Source organism: Hydrogenimonas thermophila, from assembly GCF_900115615.1.
GTDB lineage: Bacteria > Campylobacterota > Campylobacteria > Campylobacterales > Hydrogenimonadaceae > Hydrogenimonas > Hydrogenimonas thermophila.
Window position 1 is genome coordinate 1 of sequence record NZ_FOXB01000040.1, and the last position, 20668, is coordinate 20668.

Genomic DNA, 20668 nt, shown 5'->3' on the forward strand with positions numbered 1-20668 from the left:
AAAAGGACTTGCAAATATGACGATTACTTTACAGCCCAGCTTTTTGAGCAAGAGTATGTTTAAGGTTGGTTTTAAATTTCATCGGATTTGGCTGACAAAATTATGTAAAAATTTTTGACTGAATTTTGAATTGATTGTTTTTTGCAAGAATAAAAGGATAAATTTAATCTAATTGTGCTATAATTACGACCTCATAAAAAGAGGGTAGCATTCAGCCCGTTACGACGGTTTGAATGCTCTCCTTTAGACCTGTGCAACGGCTTGGCAGGACACCGGGTCAGGACGGGAACGTAGCAGCCCATCCTGTCTTGCCGTGTGCCGCAGGGATCTGGAGGGGAGTCTTTTTTACTCCATCGTTCTTATATCCAGAAAACTTCCACTTTCATATTTTTTAACTTTTTCAAAAGCTTTTATAAGTAGTTTAGCTGCTTCATCAGGCTGCATAATTGTTCCATTTTTTAAGCGTTGTACAGATGGATAACGTACAGGATCAATATCTTCAATAATATGTTGTACCATTGGCGTTTCTATAACACCGGGAGCCAATGCTGTTATATGTGTCTTTTCCATCTCTCTGCTGTAAAGTTTTAGTAACATATTGAGTGCTGATTTTGAAAGAGAGTAGCTTCCCCATCCTTTACTTGCATTTACAGCTGCTCCAGAAGAGATGCCGATAATCTGTTTTACGGGTATTTGTAAATCTATAAAAGTGTCAAGAATAACTTTATTTGCCCAGACATTTATTTGCATTACAGTTTCAATTTCATAAAGAGAAGTCTTTTGCATCTCTTTAATCTCTCCAAGTATGCCTGCATTTAATATAGCAATATCTATCGAATTAACATTTTTCAAAAAGTTTGATAGTTTTAAAAATATACTTTCTATGGCATGCAAATCAAGTGATATATAGTGAAAATTTTCATCTTCTATAGTTGGTTTTTCTTTTTTTCCAATACCATAAACTTTATTTCTATTTTTAAGATATGTCTCTGTTAACGCTTTTCCGATTCCAGAATTTGTACCTGTAATAAAAATAGTTTTCAAGACTTTTATCCTCTAAATTTTTTATTTTAATTGTAGCAAAACATCAATAAAACAAGGATCTAATAAAAATATATCTATATTTCTGCAAAAAATTAGGAAATAAACTTGACAATGATGCTATCAACTTGCTATAATTTCACAAATCAAGTTTAGAAGGAGGTCATCATGTTGGTTACACGATTTGATCCATTTGCTGAAATCCGAGAACTTGAAAAGAGATTACTAAGTGCTGTAAATGTCCCTGCTGCTGCAGAAAATGATAAAGAGGTTGTCAATGCGTTTGTTCCAAGTGTAAATACTAGAGAAGATGAAAACAACTATATGGTAGAGATCGATCTTCCTGGTGTTAAAAAAGAGGATATTAAAGTCAATATTGATCCTGAAAAACGTACATTGACTATCTCTGGAGAGCGAAAATTTAAAGAAGAGGTTAAAAAAGAGGATTACTATAAGATAGAATCAAGCTATGGTAAATTTATGAGAACATTCTCTCTTCCTGAAAATGTTGATCTTGAAAATATAGATGCTAAAACAGAAGAGGGTGTTCTTCATATAACTTTACCAAAAATTAAGAAAGAAGAGACAGAGATAAAAGAGATCCCTGTAAAATAACTTAAGAGGGTAAAATAGGTTAAGCCAAAGTGAACTGCTTCACTTTGGTACTATTTTACGAGTTTATGGTATGCATATTTGCATCCATAAACTCTGGTTACAGATTTTACCCCTTCCTTTTCAATTTTCTTCAAGTCCCCCTATGTTATAAATCTCCTAACACTTTCAATAAAGCTTTTAGTTTGTAAATTTTAAAAAAAGGAAAACCCTATGAGTGATGTTTTAAAAATAGGTAAGTATGAGTTTAAAAGTCGTTTGATTGTTGGTAGTGGTAAGTATCCTGACTTTCAAACTACAAGAGATGCTACTTTGGCAAGTGGTTCGGAAATGATTACTGTTGCTGTTAGACGTGTCAATATTACCAATCCGGATGAAGAGAATTTGATGGATTATTTTAAAGATACAAATGTTAAATTCCTTCCAAACAGTGCCGGATGTACAACAGCTGAAGAGGCTATTACACTGTTTCGTCTTACACGTGAGGCTACCGGTATTGATTTGATTAAGCTAGAAGTCATCGGTGATACACAAAAAACTCTCTATCCGGATGTCATTGAAACCATAAAAGCGTGTGAAGTATTGGCTAAAGATGGCTTTACTGTTATGGCTTATACCAATGATGATCCTATTATCGCTAAGCGTTTGGAAGATGCAGGAGCAGCAGCTGTTATGCCATTAGCAGCACCAATTGGAAGTGGACTTGGAGTACAGAATCGTTACAATGTTGTATTTGTTCGTGAAGCAGTTAATGTTCCTGTAATTGTTGATGCAGGAATAGGTCAAGCAAGTGATGCAGCAGCAGCAATGGAGCTTGGTGCAGATGCTGTTTTAACAAATACTGCGATTGCTCAGGCTAAAGATCCAATTAAAATGGCTGAAGCTATGAAACATGCTGTTATTGCAGGAAGACTAAGTTATCTTGCTGGTAGAATTCCAAAAAGACCATATGCAACGGCATCTAGTCCAGTTGATGGAATGATTCAATTCTAAAAAGTTTTAAATAGCGGCGGTTTAAATGCCGCCTTCTTTTATATTTTTAAAATCCCCATTAAATTAAGCATCATAAAAAGCAGTGCCAACGGTGCAATATAGCGGATGCTAAAAAGCCATATATCAAAATACCTTTTACCCATTTCATTTTTTAGTACAGAGTAGACTCTCTCTTTTTGCAAAATGTAACCTACAAATATAGCAATCAATAATCCTCCAAGTGGCAGGAGAATGGAGTCGGTTGTATATTCAAGCAGATCAAAAAGAGGTTTGCCCCCAATAGAAAAAATATTTCCATAATCTTTAGTATAACTAAGCAGTGCACCAACACCTATAAGATAGTAGGCACTACCTGCAATTAAAACAGCTTTAAATCGGCTTTGATTGAAACGATCTATTATATATTGAACAACCGGCTCTACCAGTGATACGGCAGATGTTAATCCTGCAAAACTGAGTGCCAGGAAAAAAAGAAGAGCTAAAACTGTACCGACTGTACCAAAGTTAGATAGAACTACCGGTAAAGAGATAAACACAAGCCCTGGTCCTTGTGAAGGCGGTGCTCCCTCTGTAAAAAGAAATGTATAAATTACCAAACCTGCAACCAAAGCTATGAGTGTGTCCATAAAGGTAACAATAAAAGCAGTTTGCGTAATGCTTGTGTGTTTAGGAAGAGAAGCTGCATATGTCATAATAGCACCCATACCAAGTGAAAGAGTAAAGAAAGAGTGTCCTACAGCTCGAACAATTGCTTCAGAGTTAAGCTTGCTCCAGTCAGGAGCAAACATAAAAGAGAATGCTTTGGAAAAGCCATCCAGATTAAAAGCATAAATAAGCATACCAAAAAGTATCAGCATCAATGCAGGCATTAAAATAAGGTTGATTTTTTCAATACCACCTTTAATTCCACGGTAAACAATGTAAGTGACAATAATGGTAGCAACAGTATGCCAAAAGAGTTGAATACCTGCTTCATTAGCTACAAGATTGTCAAAAGTCTCTTTTGCCATATCAGTAGAGGTTGGCAGTCCTGAAAATATTTCAAAAAGATAGTAGAAAATCCACCCTATAACAACCGAATAAAAAGTCATAATAATTAAACCGTTAAATCCCATAAAGCCAGCATATTTCCATCCCTTTTTATTTGGAGGCGCCAACTCTTCAAAACTTCCAACGGTATCTTTGCGTCCAAGAGATCCTATGAGCATTTCAGCTATCATAACTGAAAAACCTATAAATGTAATTGTTATTAGGTAGACAAGTACAAATGCGCCACCGCCATACTCTCCAGTCATATAGGGAAATTTCCATATATTGCCAAGTCCAACGGCAGAACCGGCTGCAGCCATAATGAAGCCGATCCGACTAAACTGTGCTATTTTCATTTAAGAATCCTTTGGAAACAGATGTTTTTAAATTTTGGTTATTAGGGATTTTAGCTAAAAATTTGTAATTTTTTGGCTCAATTGAAAAAAAAATGAAAAAAAAGTTGAAAACCCTTGACAAGTTGAACTAATTTGACTATAATTGCACTCCACTTTTGGTACGGGGTGTAGCGCAGTCTGGTTAGCGCACCTGGTTTGGGACCAGGGGGTCGAAGGTTCGAATCCTTTCACCCCGACCATTTTTTTATGTTTGAAATCTTTTATGTTTTATTTGGTGGGTGTAGCTCAGTTGGTTAGAGCGCCAGATTGTGGCTCTGGAGGTCGCCGGTTCGATTCCGGTCATCCACCCCACCAAAAAAATGAAAGTAAAAGTAACTGATAATAAATTTTAAAAAAAAGAGTTGCGCCCGTAGCTCAATTGGATAGAGCGACGGACTTCGGATCCGTAGGCTGGGGGTTCGACTCCTCCCGGGCGCGCCACTCACTGGAGCGCCTATAGCTCAGCTGGATAGAGCAACGGCCTTCTAAGCCGTAGGTCTCAGGTTCGAATCCTGATGGGCGTACCACTCTTTTCTTTTGTTATGCGGACGTGGTGGAATTGGTAGACACGCCAGACTTAGGATCTGGTGCCGCAAGGTGTGGAGGTTCAAGTCCTCTCGTCCGCACCACCTACTTTTTTTAATTTACTTTTATCATTGAAATCTGTATTAGAACTTACCATTTGTTCTTTCCATCTTTATCTGCTTAATACGTTGTAATCTAGCATAAAAGTCAATTCCAGTTTTTTTCTCTATCTCATCTATCGTTGTTTTGTAACGGATCCACTCTCTTCTTCCTACAGGACTATTTGGCATCCAAAAAGCGATAGATTCATTTTTATTTGGATCATATATGATTTTATACCAGTATGCAGGTATTGAAATTTTTGGTTGTTTACGTCTGCCTATCTGTTTTTGATTGTCATCAAACCATACACCTGTTATAACATTTAGTTTACCTCTTTTTTTAATCCACTTTCTTACTGCTTTTTCAAGGTAGTTCCATCCCTCTCTATTTAGTTTTGGATGTTGTGGAGCAATATTTGTCATTAAAAATGTTTGTGCCTGCTTTTTAAGATTTTGTCCATCTGCTACAGCATTTGGGCATAAATGACCTCGATCATATCCACTTTTGGTATAGTCAGATGGTTTGACTCTATGTCGCTTAGGTACACGTTTGTCATAAAGAAAGTTACGGTATCGTTTTGAGTGTCCTGCAACATCTTTAGCTGTTATGGTATAACTGCTCCAAAGAGGTGTATTGGTTTTATAGTTAAAACATGAAACATATGCAATATTTACAAGTGTTTGATCACATTGAAGTTTTGCTTTTGACATATCTATGCCAAATGGAATATGTTTTTTAATAAGTGTATTGTCAGATTGACCGTTATTGTATAAACCTGCTGGGATACGTGCATAGATTAAATTGATACTCAATAGTGCATAAATCACTATTTTACGTAGCAATTTTTACTCCTTTTCAGTGAATTTAATCAATAAAAAGATGTATAAAAAACTAGTATATGAATATAAAAAATATGCTAAAAGAATAATCTAAGTGGAGTAGAAACTTAAAGAAATAAAAAAAATTAAAGAGTTAGAAGAAAAATTGTTCAATATCTTTCAAGTGGTTTTCAAATCCATCAAATGCATGAGACCCACCCTTTTCGATAATCATATTTGCACCTTGAAGTTTATCTTTTGCAACACGATAGTCAAGTGTTTCATCACCTGTTTGAAGCATAAGCAAAAATCGTTCAGGCTTAGATATTGATTTTACTTCCAGTTGTTTTAACATTTCAATATGACGATTGCTCCACTCAAATGTCGTTAGGTCATGAAAATGTGTAACATTTCCAACATAAGCTGAAAGTGTCTCATACGGTTTTATGGAAGGGTTTATAAGTACAGCTTTAAGATCATATGTTTCTGCCAGATGAATGGCATAGTATCCTCCAAGCGATGAACCAATTAGGTGAACCGGTTCATATGAAACAAACCTTTCTATTAACTGTTTTAAAGTATCAACAGCTAAGTCAGGAATATATGAGAGTGACGGAGCTATAGCTTCTTTTTTGAAATGATTTCTTATGATTTGTGCTTTAGCTCCCATACCGCTACTTGCAAAACCGTGAATATATATAATCATTTTTAACCTCTGGCTGCTTCTAAAATCAACTCTTTTTTTATAATTTTTCCATCTCTTGCAATTTCTACACTCACTACATCCCCAACTTTATAGTTTTCAAGAGTGTCTCTGATATCACTAACTGATTTAACAGCTTTCCCATCGATAGAGAGAATTATATCGCCCGGTTCAAATGATCCATCTGGGTATATTACTATGCCTTGAAGACCAGCTTTATATGCAGAAGTTCCTGGAATTACCCTAAGTACCATAACTCCATCAAATCCTAGTCTAGCTTGAGCAATTTGGTTAATGCGTTCATCAACCTCTATTCCTAATGAAGGTTCAAGATATTTTCCATAAGCGATAAGTTGAGGAACAATGCGATTTACAGTGTCTATAGGAATAGCAAAACCTATACCGGCATATGCTCCTGATGGACTATAAATAGCAGTATTTACACCTATTAGTCGTCCTGCACTATCAAGCAGAGGTCCACCTGAGTTGCCTGGATTGATAGCTGCATCTGTCTGAATAAGATGGCGTATAACTGCACCATTTTCTTCTGTCATAGATCTATCAAGTGCAGAGATAATTCCGGTTGTTAGTGTCCAGTCCAATCCAAAAGGGTTTCCAATAGCAAATGTTTTTTGACCAACTTTAAGATCGTGGCTAGTACCAATAGGAACAGGTTGAGGTCGTTTTATAGGAACATTTATACGTAACACTGCTAAGTCATGAGAAGGAGATGCTCCTATTAAGACTGCTGGATAGTCGCGACCGTCACTTAATCTTACTCTAGCTTCACTGGCTCCTTGTACGACGTGGTAGTTGGTTACTATATGCCCTATATGATCCCAAACAAACCCTGAACCGGTTCCTTTGGGAATATTGTATATATTGCGTGTCCAAGGATCAATAACTGCTTTTGCAGTTGATATGTATACAACAGAGTCTTTTGTCTTGTTAAAGAGTTCAATTGTTGTTTTTTCATCTTCAGCCAAGTCACCTCTTGGAGTAATAGCTCTTGGCTGTGCATTTTGCATAATAATAAGCTCTTGAATTAATGGCAACATTTGCCAAGCTGTCATTAAAAACAGAATACTTAATGTTAAAGCAAAGAGTCTTTTAAAATAGTTTCCATTCATACTGTAACCTATTTATGGAAATGATATAGGTGATAGTGCTGGCACAGGAGATTTTGTATGATTTGTTTCATTCTTTTCTTCTTTCTTTATATCTAAAGAGTTAACATAGGAGTGTTTTATCCAAAATTCTGTGGTATCTGAAAATTCAGATCTAACATGTCTCCATGCTAGCATACCAATGCTTGGCAAAAACAAAACAAAAAGATATGGTAAAAAAAAGCCAGCTCCAAACAAGCTCCACAATACCCAAGGATTAGTTAGGGTCTTCTCTAAACTATGTCTCATTATAACCTCCTCAATCACAGTCCATTAAATTTAAATAAGCAATTATCATTCCAAATTTAACATTTTCATGTGATAATTGCATTAACTCTAGGTTTGATAAGAAGGAATAATATGCAAATCCCTTTAGAATGGGTCTATTTTATAATTGGTATCTTTACAGGCATAACTTTTGCAGGATTTATTAGTTATATTTTTTTTCAGTCCAGACATCGTGAAGTTAAAGAGCAAGCTATACAGCAACTTTTAGAGAAAGAGACGCAGATTGACAGATTGACAGAACAAAATAGCAGCTTTCTTGAAGAGTTGCAAAATGTTAAACAGCTTTTAGATGATGAAAGGGTGCGTAATGCGACATTGAGTGAAAGAGTTAACTATCTTGGTTCTTTTGAAGAGATTGCAACATCACTTGAAGAGAAGAATTTAGAGCTTGAAAAAGAGGTAAGTGAATTGACTATACGCCTTGAGGAAGAGCGTAAAAGTACTCAAAACAGCATCAAAGAGCTTAAAGAGGCAAAAGAGATAATGCAAAAAGAGTTTAAGCTTCTTGCCTCTGAGATTATAGAGCGAAATAGTGAACGGTTTAGCAATATTTCAAAAGAGAGAGTAGAAGAGGTGCTTAAACCTTTAAAGCAGCAGGTGAATGATTTTAAAAAGAGGGTAGAAGAGGTTCATACACTTGAGACAAAAGAGATGGCAACTCTTCTTAATGAGATTAAAACACTTAAAGAGTTAAATAACCGTATAAGTGAAGATGCAATCAATTTAACAAGAGCATTAAAGGGTGAAAGTAAGCAGCAGGGTATTTGGGGTGAGATGGTACTTGAAAGAGTACTGAAGGCATCTGGTTTAAGAGAAGGAGAAGAGTTTGAGCGTGAAGTTAGTCTGCAAGATGGTGACAGTAAACGTTTCAGGCCTGATGTTATTGTTCATTTGCCAGATGACAGAGATATCATTATAGATGCAAAAACTTCACTTGTTGCTTATGAACAGTATGTTAATGCAGAAGATGAAGAGAAGAGGGCACACTTTGCCAAACTGCATTTAGAAGCTGTAAAAAGCCATATTGACAAGCTTAGTGACAAGAGCTATAGTTCGCTTGAAGGTGTAAATACACTTGATTTTATATTTATGTTTATGCCTATTGAAGGGGCACTTATGCTTGCCTTGCAGACTGATCCGACTCTTTATGACAAAGCTTTTGCTAAACATATTGTTCTTGTAAGCCCTACAACACTGTTAGTTGCCCTAAGAGCTGTAGAGAATACTTGGCGACATGAAAGACAAAATCAAAATGCTTTAGAGATAGCCCGTAAAGCAGGTGCACTGTATGATAAATTTGTAGGGTTTGCTGAAGACCTTGAAAAAGTAGGAAAACAGCTTGATACGGTACAAAAAACATATGACAGTGCTTGGAAAAAGTTGACAGATGGAAGAGGTAACATTGTAAGGCGTATTGAAGAGTTACATGAGTTAGGGGCTAGAGCATCCAAAAGAATTCCAAAGAGACTTTCAGATGCTGCCGGTGCTGATATATCTGTTATAGAAGAGTAAGAGCCTCTTTTACATAAGGTACACTTCGCATACCCAAAAGTACGGTGTCAATTTCAGGGCGATTCATCAGCCATTTGATTGCATGGTGCTGAATGGGATTGTCAATATGTGAAAAACCTTTATCATGCAGATAACCAAGCGTTTTATGAGAACATATATGTTTAACCATTTCAAACCAGTTTTTCAAGAATGGATTTAGAAGAGGAATAATTTCTGATTTGACTCTTTTGTCTGGAATTTGTGCAAGAACTCCTTGTATAAAAGGAATGGTATGTCTTTGAAGTGCCTCTTCTGCTGCTCCTGGCCATGTAAAACGTGCTGTTATGGCATCTAAGTCTGTAACTACACTACGTAAATCACTTAGAGAGTATTTATCGGCAACTGTTAAAAGAGCATCTTTTGTATTTTCATATTCAACCGGTTTTTCATATGAAGCCAAACGATGCATTCCTTTTTTATCAAATGCATTAAGTGGACGGTTTGCTAGTACTTTTAATCCTTTAGATTTTGCCCATGCCGCACATTTAAGTCCTTCTGTTTCCAATAGGTTGATTGGAAGCTGAATGGTATTAAAATGGTGTTTTGAACTGCCTGTTTCAGCTTTAGCCTCTTCAGCTAAATCAAGCAGATGAGTATATGGTAGAAAGTGAAGAGAGTCAGGAGATTTAGCAAAAGAGTTAGAACTGATACCATAACTTCTGATTCTTCCGTTTTGAACCTCCTCTTCAAGAGCTATAAATGCTTCAAGAATCCTGCGGTTCATCTCTTTTCTTGCATCTTCAACCTGATCTTCTCTCTCTATATGATGCATAAGAAAATATTCTGGATTATGTAAAAGGTAGGTATCAATATATTCAGTTTCCATACGTTGTAAAGATGCACTTATTTGATCTTTTATAAAATCTGAATGAATAGAGTGATAGCACCCCTCTTGATAAGGAACAAGATCAAAAACTTCAACTATTCCATTTTGAACCTGTTTAAGAAGATTTCCTTGAATGTATCCAGCTTTTGATACTATAGTTACTTCCTCTCTATCTACTCCACTGTTTTGAAATGCTTTTGCAATTGCCTGCTCTGCTTCTCCTGAAGCATAATTTGTTGATGTATCAATAACAGTTATACCATTTTTTAGAGCATAAGAAAGAGATTCTACCTGCTCATTATTTTTTATACTTATACGGTATGTACCAAATCCTATATTGTTAAAATGTTTCATTTAACCTCTTTTTGTTTGCATTATAATGGTAAAAATGGTAAGATTTATTAAAAAGTAAATTTGGGAGAAAAGTTTAATGTATATACCAGAATTTATAAGAAAAATGCGATTATCTGTTATGTTTTCAGTACTGATTGCGGGAGCAATGATAGTCATCTCAACTGCTATTTATTGGTATCAGTTTGAGCAAAATAAAAAAGCTTTGCAAAACAACCTTTACAGTGAAGCTACAAGTATACTAAATTTTGCTGATGTTTTGCTTGATAGTCGCAATGAAAAGTTTTTTTCTGGTGAATCTACAGAAGTCCCACAAATAATTCAAAATGAAATTTTTAAAAAGTTTACAGAAGTTAGTCAAGGAAAGGTATTTTTTAAAGAAGCATCTAAACATCCAATGAATCCTGCAAATAAAGCACTTCCTTTTGAGGCTGAAGTTATTGACTACTTTCAGTCTCATAAAGATCAAAAAGAGCATGAAAGACAGGTTGTTTTAAATGGTAAAGAGTACTATATGCTTGCACGCCCTATGATAGCCGAGGAGCGTTGTAAATTGTGCCACCCTACCTGGACACCTGGTGATGTTATAGCAATTGAGTCTACAAGAATAGACTTAAGTGATTTCAAGGAAGCCTTAAGTAAAAATATTCTATTTGCAGTATTAAACTGGTTATTTAGCATAGCAGTAATTTTATTGGTTATACATTTGCTGTTTAAAGAAGTTGTAGCTAAACGTCTTGAGAAACTACTTGAAATTTTTGGACTTGTAGAGCGTGGAAAATTGGCAATTGATGATATATTGGGTAAAGATGGCAATATAGATCCAAAAAGTAAGAATGAGATAGATCAGTTGTTTAGCCATTTAAAACAGATGGTTGATTCACTTCGACCTGTAATTATGAAGGTTGTTACCCAATCTAAAAATGTTGCATTTGAAGCTTCTTATGGTGTAGTAACACTTAAGCAGGCAAATGATCTTGTAAGTAATCAGACTAAAGAGATAGAGGTAGTTGCTGACAGTCTGCAAAATATTGATAAGATGAATGAATCACTGAATAAACAACTTGAAGAGCTTGTTTTGCAGATAGATCAAACAGTAGGTCTTGTTGCAGATGGTAAGAAGCAGATGGATTATAATGCAAGTGAGACTGAACAAGCCTCTGCAGCACTTGAATCAACAGTAAATGTAATAGAAGAGTTACGAAACTTTTCTGGAGAAGTGTCAAAAACTATAGATGCAATTTCAGATATTGCAGATGAGACAAATTTGATTGCTTTAAATGCTGCTATTGAGGCAGCACGTGCTGGTGAGCATGGACGAGGCTTTGCTGTAGTTGCAGAAAAAGTGCGTCAATTGGCTGAAATATCTATGGAGAATGCGAAGAATACCCGTCAAATTATACAGTCTATGGTAAACAGTATAGATAGTGTTGTAAAAAGTGCAAAATCTACTCAAGAGATTTTTGGTTGCTTGCGAGAAAGTGCTAAAAAGATTGATGCCTATTTTACACAAATAGAGAATACACAAAAAATAACTATAGAGACTATGCACCATTTTGGTAATGAGTTTGAAGAGGAAAAACGAGCATTTCATGAGATTTTGGAAAAACTTGATACAGTTACAAAAAGGAATAGTGATATATTAAATTCTAGTAAAAATATTGAATCAGTAATGACACTAATTGCTGAAGAGAGTGCAGAATTGAAAGTATTAAGTGATGGTTTTGAAACTGTTAAAAATAAGAGAAATGTTCCAAGAACAATAGTTTCTCCTCCAATCTATACCGAGATAGTTCTTGAAAATGGAACAAGTATGCCTGGTTATATTTTTGATATTTCTGAAAAAGGTATATCTTTTTATAGTATAGAAAAAGACAGTCCTTGCAAAAACTTAGATCTTCATGGAACAAGAGGTAAGATTAAGTTAGAGAAAGATGTCAATGGTATAAAAGATATTAGTTTCCAAATAGTCTATAAGAGTGAGCCTAAACTAGGTGGTGTTTGTTTCTGTGGAGCTAAGAAGATAGGTTAACACTCAGCATGTAATTGAGTGTTAACACTATAGATCTTTATAGATTTAAAATATATTTGATGCTTGCAGGCAAAATTGTATATTCTAAATCGTGAATTCTTTGTCTAAACTCTTCAAGAGTTTCTCCTCTTATCTTTTTAACACAGCCTTGTTCAACAATCTCTCCCCCGTCTAGTTCAGGTGTGATCCAGTGAACAGTAACGCCTCCTACTCTCATTTGACTATTAAAGCTCTCTTCAATGGCATTTGCTCCTTTAAATAGAGGCAATAAAGAGGGGTGCAAATTGATAGCTCTTATCTGTTCAGTAAAAACAGGTGTCAAAATACGCATAAAACCTGCTGCTACTACCAAAGATGGCTCAATTGATTTTATGACTTTTACCAACTCTGCATCAAAAGATTCTCTGCTTTCAAACTCTTTATGGTCTATTATAGTAGTGTTGATGCCATACTTTTTTGCCCGTTCAATTCCTTTTGCATTCGGTCTATTTGTTATGGGAATGATTTGTGTCTCTTTATCTCCAAATCTCTTACAATGAAAATGTTTAATAAGATTTTCCAGATTACTGCCATTTCCACTAAACAGAACAACTATTTTTACTTTATTAACCAACGTAACTCCTCAATTAAATCTTCTGCTATTGCACTGAAATTTGCTCCTTTATAGTTTCTTGCACACATAGTATGTGCAAGTGAACCATTAATCGCTGCATCCAATGGTGAATATCCTTGTGCCATAAGTGAAGCGATAAGTCCACTCAAGACATCTCCACTGCCAGCTTGTGAAAGAACTTGAGAGCCTAGTGGATTAATATATATTTTGTCATTATATGCAATGATTGTATTTGCACCTTTTAAAAGCAGTACAGTTTTTGGAAAGTTTTCACAAAATCGTTTTGCCCAGCCAAAGCGGTCTCTCTGAATATCTTCTACGCTTACATCAGCAATACCAACTGTTTTAAGCAGAGCTGCAAACTCTTTTGGATGTGGTGTAATAACTGTTTTACTGCATCTATCGAGCAATGTTTTAACACTAGGTATATAGCATATGTCTGCATCCATTAAAACTGCAAGATCATTCTTTACTATTGAATCTGCAATATCTGAGTTTAGATCGTAACCCATTCCCATACCTATTGCTACTGCATTTGTACCGGTTGGTAAGTTTTTACTTTGCATTAGTGAATATGGAATGTTTTGTATGCTGTTTCCAACAAGTGTAACTAGTCCTGCTCCAAATCTAAGGGCTGCAAGTCCACTAAGTGTTGCTGCTCCACTCTTTTCACCACAGATAATTGCAAGATGTCCATAATGACCTTTATGTGATGCAGGATTGTCTCTTAAAGGTGGGTTGAAGTCATCAGCTTCTAAAAGATATGTAGATGTGTCAATTTCATAAATCTTTCTGCTTACACCAAGATCTACAACTTCAATCTCTCCTATATATGGCTTAGAGTGGTCTGCAAAAAGTGCTTTTTTCAAGCTACCCATTGTTATGGTAATATCTGCTTTGAATGCAACAGGATTTGGATTTCCGTTTGGGTCTATCCCTGTTGGAATATCACAGGCAATCTTTTTTGCTTTCATCACATTTAGAGTCTTTATGAGTTCAACTCCTTTTTCATTAAGAGGCTTTGAAAAACCTGCTCCAAAGAGTGCATCGACAATGATATCTGTTTGTAAAGGGGTGTTTTCTACAGGTTTTACACCCAGTTTAAGAAGTCTTTGAAGTTGAAGTTTTGCCATATCAGATTTGGCTCCATATGGCATATATAAAGAGACTTCAAAGTCACTATGAAGCAGTCTTGCAAGAGTAATTCCATCGGCTCCATTATTACCAGGTCCTGCTACTATAAGGACTTCTTTTTTATTGCCATCTAATGCTCTAATATATTGAGCCATACCATCAGCTGCATGCTCCATAAGAATATCTTCTGTAAGCCCAAACTCTTCATAACAGCGTCTGTCCATTGCATAGCAATCATCAAAAACTTTTTGCATTAGAAAGCCTTTTGTATAGTTTTATTATTATGATAACAAAATTATGCTATAATTCGAATCCAAAAATTTAAACTGGAAGGGGGTGATGTCAGAATGCCTGGCATCCTCGTACGCGAAAACGAGTCTTTTGATGAAGCGTATCGCCGATTCAAGAAGCAAGTCGATCGTAACTTGATCGTTACTGAAGCTCGTGCAAGACGTTTTTATGAGCCTATGACTGAAAAGCGCAAAAAGCAAAAAATTGCTGCTCGCAAGAAGTTGCTCAAACGTCTTTTCATGCTGCGCAGATACGAATCTCGTCTCTAAGCAGTTTGAAAAAGCCCCGAAAGGGGCTTTTAATCTTTAATCACTTTATAAGCAGAAATCCCAATGGTCTTTAGCCGTTGGGATGAATGCTTATCAAGGCTTTAGCCTTGATTTCTTATATAATTCTGTATAGTTTCAGGACTTGCTTCTCCAATACTGCAAACCTTGTGCTTGCACTCTCTGTGAGAAAATGTTTTCTCTTTCCAAAAATGCTTTTTTAGATACTCTTTATGAAGTTTCCATATTTTCTTGGTAGTTATAGATTTTATACGATTAACTATTGATGATATAGATAGTCTTGGGATATATTGGATCATCAGATGAATATGATCAATGTCCGTTTCCATCTCTATTATTGAAAAATCACTATTAGCTTCTATTTCCCTAATGATATTCTTGATATTTTTATCAATATCACCGATAAGCAATTTCTTTCTATATTTGCATACTAATATCAAGTGTATTTTCAGATTATCTTTGCTCTATTAGTGGTTATATATCCATACAATTTTCTATGATTTTTCTTCATATTTTTGCCTTATTTATATTTTTATGATATAACTCTATAAATAGTTTATTAAGAAGGTTATTAATGCTTAAAGCATACAAATACTGTATCTATCCAACTAAATCTCAAATAGAGTTGATTGAGAAACATTTTGGATGTGCAAGATTTGTATATAACTACTTTTTAGACTTTCGTCAAAAAGAGTATGCTAAAGGTAAAAAAGTAGGTTACAGTGTAACTCAAGCAGAACTTACTAAACTAAAAAAACTTGATGAATATAAATGGCTAAATGAAGTTGGAAGTCAATCACTTCAAATGGCTCTTCGTTCATTAGATAACGCTTTTACAAGATTTTTCAAAAAGAAAAGCGATTATCCAAAATATAAATCTAAAAAACATTTCTTTCAAAGCTTTACTGCTCCACAAAATATCAAAATAGCAAATAATAGAGTTTATCTTCCTAAATTTACTAAAGATGGAATCAAACTAAAATATCATAGAGAGATACCTAAAAATGCAACATTGAAACAAGCAACTATCTCACGACATAACAATCAATACTTTGTTAGTATTTTGGTAGATGATAATATACCTATTCCTAAACCTATTAAAGCTAAAAATGCAGTAGGTTTAGATATGGGTATAGAAAATTTCATCATTACAAGTGATGGAGTTCTATATCCTAACCAAAAACACTTTATCAAATCTCAAAAGAGATTAAAAAGATTACAAAGAAGGTTTTCTAAAAAACAAAAAGGCTCTAAAAATAGCCAAAAAGCTAAATTAAGAGTCCAAAAACTCCATACTAAAGTCTCTAATCAAAGAAGAGACTATCTACACAAAATATCGGATGAGATAACCAATCAGTACGATATTATCTGTGTAGAGACTCTAAATGTAAAAGGGATGATTAGAAATAGACATCTGTCTAAATCGATAGCAGATGTAGCTTGGAGTGAATTTATAAGACAACTTGAGTATAAAACAAAATGGAGAGGTAAAACACTACTAAAAATCGATAAATGGTTTCCATCCTCTCAAATATGCTCAAACTGTGGTGCAAACAGTGGTAAAAAACCACTGAATATAAGAAAATGGACTTGTAAAGAGTGCGGGATTACTCATCAAAGAGATATAAACGCCTCTATAAATATAAGAAACTATGGATTAGGTCAAATAGATAACAGAAATACGGCTGGAACGGTCGTAATACAAGCCTGTGGAGTTCCCTCTGGCGGGGTTACAACTTCCTATGGAGTTGTAGCTAGTTATGGTTCTATGAAGCAGGAAGCCCAATCGTCTTTAGCGATTGGGTAGTTCACTGGTGAGCATCTCCATGAGAATCATGCTCTGAAGCACAAGTATTTATGCCAAGTGGTCCATAGAGTGGACACCAGCCTACAATGCCTGTAACTAATGGAATAATCCCCAACCATCCAACAAAATTTCCAGTAATCATAGCAAATACAATCAAAATAATACCTGCTACAACTCTACTTAAACGATCTTGATCACCCATTTTGCATTCCATCTTTATTTCCTTTAATTGAATTTTGGATATATTACCAAAAAAATGTTAAGGATGACCATGCATTTTACAGCTCCTTTAAAATCTGACTCTATAAAGATTATGTTGCTTGGAAGTGGTGAGCTTGGTAAAGAGGTTGCTATTGAAGCTCAAAGATTGGGTATTGAAGTTATAGCAGTTGATCGCTATCCTAATGCACCTGCTCATCAGGTAGCACATGAAGCACATGTTATAAATATGCAAAACAAAGATGAGGTTTTAGACCTTATTCGACGTGTAAAACCTGACTACATTTTGCCAGAGATTGAGGCTATAAGCATAGAAGCACTCTTTGATGCTGAAAAAGAGGGCTTTCACGTCATACCAAATGCTGAAGCAGTAAATAAAACGATGAATCGTAAAAATATTAGAAAATTTGCTGCTGAAGAGTTAGGTTTAAAGACAAGTGCTTACCGGTTTGTTGCAAGCTTTGAAGAGCTTGAAAAAGCAGCTGAAGAGGTAGGTTTTCCTTGTGTAATTAAGCCTGTTATGAGTTCTTCAGGACATGGACAAAGTGTAGCAAAAACTCCAGAAGATTTAAAAGAGTCTTGGGAAATTGCAAAAGAGGCGCGCGGTGATGCAAGTGAATTGATTGTCGAAGAGTTTGTACGGTTTGATTATGAAATTACTCTTTTGACAGCACGAAATGAACATGGAACTGTATTTTGTGAACCAATTGGACATGAGCAAAAAGATGGTGATTACATTTTTAGTTGGCAACCTGCATATATGAGTTCTGAAGCGAAAGCAAAAGCGCAAGAGATTGCCAAGAAAGTTACTGATGGACTAGGAGGAAGAGGAATATTTGGTGTTGAATTATTTGTTAAAGGAGATGAGGTATATTTTAGTGAAGTAAGTCCAAGACCTCACGATACTGGGATGGTAACACTCATTACTCAAAGTCAAAGTGAGTTTGCACTCCATCTTCGTGCTGTACTTGGGCTACCTTTGGATTTTGCATTCTTCACACCTGGTGCAAGTGCTGCTTATAAAGCAAAAAATGATAGTGTAACGCCAATTATTCATGTTGACGAAAAAGCTTTTGCTACAGACTCATTTGTAAGGGTTTTTGGAAAACCAGAGAGTCATGAAGGGCGGCGTATGGCTGTTTTACTGACAATGGCTGCAAGTGAAAGTGAAGCACTTAAAAAAGCAAAAGAGAGAATAGGTTTTTTTGATGATTCTGCTAAAGTGACAAAAGTTGTAGAAGAGAAGTGCAGTGAGAATGAAGAGAGTTGTGTAATAAAGAGAGTGATTAAGTTTATTTTCGGATAGAAATGAAACTGGTTCAAAAAAATATTATACTCAAACCCAAAGAGCGTGGCGTACATTTGGTAACGCAAGAGATAGTAACACAACTGCCTGAAATAAGAGAGTTTAAAACTGCTTTTTTACATCTTTTTTTACAGCATACCAGTGCAGCTCTTACTATCAATGAAAATGCTGATCCGGATGTACGCACCGATACAGAGACTTTTATTGATGATTTGGTACCTGACGGTTACCCAAAATTTAGACATATTTTAGAAGGGTATGATGACATGCCCGCTCATATAAAATCTATGCTTTTTGGGTGTCAATTGACTATTCCTATAACAGATGGGACGTTAGCTCTTGGTACTTGGCAAGGAATTTACTTAATAGAAGCAAGGGATCATGCAGGGAATAGAAGAGTAGTAGCTACGTTGCAGGGCAACATGGTATAATTTTAGTTATGAGAAAATTAATAGTGTTAATAGCAGTGTTGTTTACTGCTTCTGTATCAGCTGCAACTGTTCAGTGCAAAATTGAGAATGAACGGATTTATTGTACTTATCATCTTGATAGATCAGACAATCAAAATGGTAAATCTGTAGAGTTTCATTGGATATCACCGCAATCTCCAAAAGATGATCGTATTCGTCATTTTAATATTCCTCCACGTTATGGCTCTGTTTATGATTACCGTTTTTTGCCGGGAAGAGCAAAAGGCAAATGGCATGTTAAAGTAATAGACCTTGATACAAATGAGTCTGTTGAAACTGCTTTTATAATTAATTCAACAGATGACTCTATGTTTGAAGAGGATTAAAAAAGAGTTGGCTGTTCAAGAGATTTAATTTTAAAACTCTTTCTATGAACAGGCGAAAGACCATTTTTTGCAATTGCATCAATGTGTGCTTTTGTCCCGTAACCTTTATGTTTTTCAAAACCATACTGAGGGTATTTTTTAGATAACTCTACCATATATCGATCACGTGTTACTTTTGCAAGTATGCTTGCTGCACTCACTTCAGGAACATCAACATCAGCTTTAACTTGACAACGTAAGCCTGAAATACCAAATGTAGTATTCCCGTCAAAAATATACTCTGCATCAGGAATTGTTTGCATAATCTCTTTTAAACCTGAGATCAAACAAGCACTGATGCCAAGATTGTCTATAGTTTCTGCTTCAAAAGATACAATATGATAGATGCTATTTTCAATTATAAGATCATACAGCTTTTCGCGCTTTTTCTCAGTCAGTTTTTTTGAGTCATTAAGTTCATCAATAGAGTCTTTCAGAATAACTCCAGCCATAACCAAAGGACCTGCAACAGGTCCACGCCCTGCTTCATCTATTCCACATAACTGTTTCATATGAAAATTTATTATTTTGGAAATATAATTTTAAATATAGCACCATTTCTATCATTTTTAACATCAATTTTTCCATTCATCCTTTCTTCCAGAATAATTTTAGAGATATATAAGCCTAGCCCAGTTCCGTTTTTTTCATTTTTAGTAGAGAAGTAAGGGTCAAAAACTTTATCTATTATATCTTCAGGGATCCCTCCGGCATTATCTTTTATTAAAATAATTAGCTCAATATCATTATTTTGAAGCTCAATATAGATTTGTTTATTGTCTATATTTCTCTCAAGAAGAGCATCTTTAGCATTATTTAATATATTAATTATTATCTGCGTAAACATATTTTTATAATTGTTTAAAGTATAATTATTGTTATCTTCATAATAAAAAGATATTTTAATATTATTTTTTTTAAATAATGGTTCTATTATACTTAAAAGTTCTTCAATTGTTTTTTTTAAATCAAAATAGTTTTTATTTTCCTGAGCTTTAAAAAACTCCATAAAATCATTAATTGTTTTTGACATTAAATTTATCTGTTTCTTCGAATTTTCTTTAAAATATTGTATAGCTTGTTTATCTATTTTCCCTTTTTTATAGTTATATATATGAGTTTGAATTAATAGATAAAGATTATTTAATGGTTGTCTCCATTGATGTGCAATCATACTTATTATTTGGCTCATTTCATTTAACTTAGAATCTCTAAGTTTTTCTACTCTTTTTAAAGCTTTTTGTTTCTCTTCTATCTCTCTTTTTAATTTTTTATTCATAATTTGAAGATATATTAAAAATGGTATAGTGATTCCAAATACAATAGAAATATAGATCATTGTTTGCTTATTAAAAAAAATCTTTTGATCTTTAATATACCCCCATTTTAACTAGCCCATTCCGATACTAAGGAATACTTTTTGCTATAAAGCCAAAAAAGTATATTTATATCGGGAGAAAAAATGGAGCCAGAATTATTGAAAATTTTAAAAGAGCATATATCAGAACAGGCAAGACCACAGGGGAGACAGTATAGTTTGCCGGTAATAATGTTTTTATCGATAATAGCTATATTAATGGGAGCAAAGAATCCAATAGAGGTATATAAATGGATGAAAGCAAACGCTAAAAGGAAGGAGATAAAAAAATTACTAGGAGTAGAGTTTATACGAATACCTGGGAGATCAAGATTATATGATTTTTTTGAGATAGTAGATAAAGATGAATTAGAGACAGCTTTTAGA

Annotated in this window: 22 protein-coding genes, 5 tRNA genes, 1 other RNA gene and 1 pseudogene; 16 read left to right on the forward strand and 13 right to left on the reverse strand. The window is 34.8% G+C overall.

All coding sequences use genetic code 11. From position 1 onward, the window contains the following. The first annotated feature begins 240 nt into the window (after window positions 1-240). An RNA gene (ffs, locus tag BM227_RS10265) (signal recognition particle sRNA small type) lies at window positions 241-338 on the forward strand. 7 nt (window positions 339-345) lie between these two features. Here the strand turns inward: ffs and BM227_RS10270 are convergent. Further along, window positions 346-1044, reverse strand: coding sequence for an SDR family NAD(P)-dependent oxidoreductase (locus BM227_RS10270; RefSeq protein WP_092913636.1), 699 nt, complete (start codon window positions 1042-1044; stop codon window positions 346-348). 165 nt (window positions 1045-1209) lie between these two features. On the opposite strand from BM227_RS10270, the gene BM227_RS10275 reads away from it, so the two are divergent. After that, window positions 1210-1656: an Hsp20/alpha crystallin family protein gene (locus BM227_RS10275; RefSeq protein ID WP_092913638.1), complete on the forward strand. Its 447-nt coding sequence runs from the start codon at window positions 1210-1212 to the stop codon at window positions 1654-1656. Window positions 1657-1866: 210 nt separating this feature from the next. Then, window positions 1867-2646, forward strand: coding sequence for a thiazole synthase (locus BM227_RS10280; protein WP_092913640.1), 780 nt, complete (start codon window positions 1867-1869; stop codon window positions 2644-2646). 38 nt (window positions 2647-2684) lie between these two features. On the opposite strand, the gene BM227_RS10285 is transcribed toward BM227_RS10280, so the two are convergent. Beyond that, window positions 2685-4031 (reverse strand): sodium-dependent transporter, encoded by a 1347-nt coding sequence (locus tag BM227_RS10285; RefSeq protein WP_092913642.1) that lies wholly within the window; start codon window positions 4029-4031, stop codon window positions 2685-2687. A gap of 161 nt (window positions 4032-4192) precedes the next feature. On the opposite strand from BM227_RS10285, the gene BM227_RS10290 reads away from it, so the two are divergent. The 5 genes from BM227_RS10290 to BM227_RS10310 all read left to right on the forward strand — a co-directional run bounded on the left by BM227_RS10290 (window position 4193) and on the right by BM227_RS10310 (window position 4699). Then, window positions 4193-4270: transfer RNA gene (locus tag BM227_RS10290), tRNA-Pro, on the forward strand. A gap of 35 nt (window positions 4271-4305) precedes the next feature. Continuing rightward, window positions 4306-4382 (forward strand) — tRNA-His (locus BM227_RS10295). 52 nt (window positions 4383-4434) lie between these two features. Then, a tRNA-Arg gene (locus BM227_RS10300) sits at window positions 4435-4511 on the forward strand. Between the two features lie 9 nt (window positions 4512-4520). Next, window positions 4521-4597 (forward strand) — tRNA-Arg (locus tag BM227_RS10305). Between the two features lie 17 nt (window positions 4598-4614). Beyond that, window positions 4615-4699, forward strand: a tRNA-Leu gene (locus tag BM227_RS10310). Window positions 4700-4738: 39 nt separating this feature from the next. On the opposite strand, the gene BM227_RS10315 is transcribed toward BM227_RS10310, so the two are convergent. The 4 genes from BM227_RS10315 to BM227_RS10330 form a co-directional block, all read right to left on the reverse strand. Next, window positions 4739-5539 carry a DNA/RNA non-specific endonuclease gene (locus BM227_RS10315; RefSeq protein WP_092913644.1) on the reverse strand — a complete coding sequence of 267 codons (801 nt, stop codon included), beginning with the start codon at window positions 5537-5539 and terminating at the stop codon, window positions 4739-4741. A gap of 130 nt (window positions 5540-5669) precedes the next feature. Further along, a complete protein-coding gene (locus tag BM227_RS10320; RefSeq protein WP_092913646.1) occupies window positions 5670-6221 on the reverse strand; it encodes a YqiA/YcfP family alpha/beta fold hydrolase in 552 nt (183 codons plus the stop codon). A gap of 2 nt (window positions 6222-6223) precedes the next feature. After that, a complete protein-coding gene (locus tag BM227_RS10325; RefSeq protein ID WP_092913648.1) occupies window positions 6224-7348 on the reverse strand; it encodes a S1C family serine protease in 1125 nt (374 codons plus the stop codon). A gap of 12 nt (window positions 7349-7360) precedes the next feature. Continuing rightward, on the reverse strand, window positions 7361-7633 hold the full coding sequence (locus BM227_RS10330; RefSeq protein ID WP_092913649.1) for a hypothetical protein: 273 nt from the start codon (window positions 7631-7633) through the stop codon (window positions 7361-7363). A 111-nt stretch (window positions 7634-7744) separates the two neighbouring features. On the opposite strand from BM227_RS10330, the gene BM227_RS10335 reads away from it, so the two are divergent. Beyond that, window positions 7745-9184, forward strand: a complete 1440-nt coding sequence (locus tag BM227_RS10335) for a DNA recombination protein RmuC (RefSeq protein ID WP_092913651.1) — start codon at window positions 7745-7747, stop codon at window positions 9182-9184. Here BM227_RS10335 and BM227_RS10340 read toward each other — a convergent pair. Continuing rightward, window positions 9171-10403 carry an aldo/keto reductase gene (locus BM227_RS10340; RefSeq protein ID WP_092913653.1) on the reverse strand — a complete coding sequence of 411 codons (1233 nt, stop codon included), beginning with the start codon at window positions 10401-10403 and terminating at the stop codon, window positions 9171-9173. The genes BM227_RS10335 and BM227_RS10340 overlap by 14 nt on opposite strands. A 76-nt stretch (window positions 10404-10479) precedes the next feature. On the opposite strand from BM227_RS10340, the gene BM227_RS10345 reads away from it, so the two are divergent. Next, the gene (locus tag BM227_RS10345) at window positions 10480-12432 is read left to right on the forward strand and encodes a methyl-accepting chemotaxis protein (RefSeq protein WP_092913655.1); all 1953 of its coding nucleotides are present in this window, start codon (window positions 10480-10482) and stop codon (window positions 12430-12432) included. A 37-nt stretch (window positions 12433-12469) separates the two neighbouring features. Here the strand turns inward: BM227_RS10345 and purN are convergent, their stop codons facing one another. Beyond that, the gene (gene purN / locus BM227_RS10350) at window positions 12470-13045 is read right to left on the reverse strand and encodes a phosphoribosylglycinamide formyltransferase (protein WP_092913656.1); all 576 of its coding nucleotides are present in this window, start codon (window positions 13043-13045) and stop codon (window positions 12470-12472) included. Then, complete coding sequence (locus BM227_RS10355) at window positions 13030-14433, reverse strand: NAD(P)H-hydrate dehydratase (protein ID WP_092913658.1); 1404 nt, start codon at window positions 14431-14433, stop codon at window positions 13030-13032. Before BM227_RS10355 ends, purN begins: the two co-directional genes overlap by 16 nt. Before the next feature lie 93 nt (window positions 14434-14526). Between BM227_RS10355 and rpsU the strand changes: the two genes are divergently transcribed. Continuing rightward, a complete protein-coding gene (gene rpsU, locus BM227_RS10360) occupies window positions 14527-14739 on the forward strand; it encodes a 30S ribosomal protein S21 (protein WP_092913660.1) in 213 nt (70 codons plus the stop codon). Between the two features lie 101 nt (window positions 14740-14840). On the opposite strand, the pseudogene tnpA reads toward rpsU, so the two are convergent. Next, window positions 14841-15268: pseudogene (gene tnpA / locus BM227_RS10365) on the reverse strand (IS200/IS605 family transposase). Between the two features lie 63 nt (window positions 15269-15331). Between tnpA and BM227_RS10370 the strand changes: the two are divergent. Beyond that, window positions 15332-16564, forward strand: a complete 1233-nt coding sequence (locus BM227_RS10370) for an RNA-guided endonuclease TnpB family protein (protein WP_092913662.1) — start codon at window positions 15332-15334, stop codon at window positions 16562-16564. 1 nt (window position 16565) lies between these two features. Here BM227_RS10370 and BM227_RS10375 read toward each other — a convergent pair whose 3' ends face one another. Next, window positions 16566-16778 carry a YgaP family membrane protein gene (locus tag BM227_RS10375; RefSeq protein ID WP_092913664.1) on the reverse strand — a complete coding sequence of 71 codons (213 nt, stop codon included), beginning with the start codon at window positions 16776-16778 and terminating at the stop codon, window positions 16566-16568. A gap of 57 nt (window positions 16779-16835) precedes the next feature. Here BM227_RS10375 and purT point away from each other — a divergent pair, with 57 nt between their 5' ends. Genes purT through BM227_RS10390 form a run of 3 tightly spaced genes read left to right on the forward strand, consistent with a single transcriptional unit; the run spans window position 16836 to window position 18885 of the window. Next, complete coding sequence (purT, locus tag BM227_RS10380) at window positions 16836-18089, forward strand: formate-dependent phosphoribosylglycinamide formyltransferase (protein ID WP_092913666.1); 1254 nt, start codon at window positions 16836-16838, stop codon at window positions 18087-18089. Between the two features lie 2 nt (window positions 18090-18091). After that, window positions 18092-18520 carry a secondary thiamine-phosphate synthase enzyme YjbQ gene (locus tag BM227_RS10385; RefSeq protein WP_092913668.1) on the forward strand — a complete coding sequence of 143 codons (429 nt, stop codon included), beginning with the start codon at window positions 18092-18094 and terminating at the stop codon, window positions 18518-18520. An 8-nt stretch (window positions 18521-18528) separates the two neighbouring features. Continuing rightward, window positions 18529-18885, forward strand: a complete 357-nt coding sequence (locus BM227_RS10390) for a hypothetical protein (protein ID WP_143089735.1) — start codon at window positions 18529-18531, stop codon at window positions 18883-18885. Here BM227_RS10390 and BM227_RS10395 read toward each other — a convergent pair. Together BM227_RS10395 and BM227_RS10400 are read right to left on the reverse strand one after the other, a co-directional pair. Beyond that, window positions 18882-19436, reverse strand: a complete 555-nt coding sequence (locus tag BM227_RS10395; protein ID WP_092913672.1) for a ribonuclease HII — start codon at window positions 19434-19436, stop codon at window positions 18882-18884. The genes BM227_RS10390 and BM227_RS10395 overlap by 4 nt on opposite strands. A gap of 11 nt (window positions 19437-19447) precedes the next feature. Next, on the reverse strand, window positions 19448-20203 hold the full coding sequence (locus BM227_RS10400; protein ID WP_177202041.1) for a sensor histidine kinase: 756 nt from the start codon (window positions 20201-20203) through the stop codon (window positions 19448-19450). A gap of 183 nt (window positions 20204-20386) precedes the next feature. Here BM227_RS10400 and BM227_RS10405 point away from each other — a divergent pair. Then, the coding region (locus tag BM227_RS10405) for a transposase family protein (protein WP_143089669.1) at window positions 20387-20668 on the forward strand (282 nt) is incomplete at its 3' end.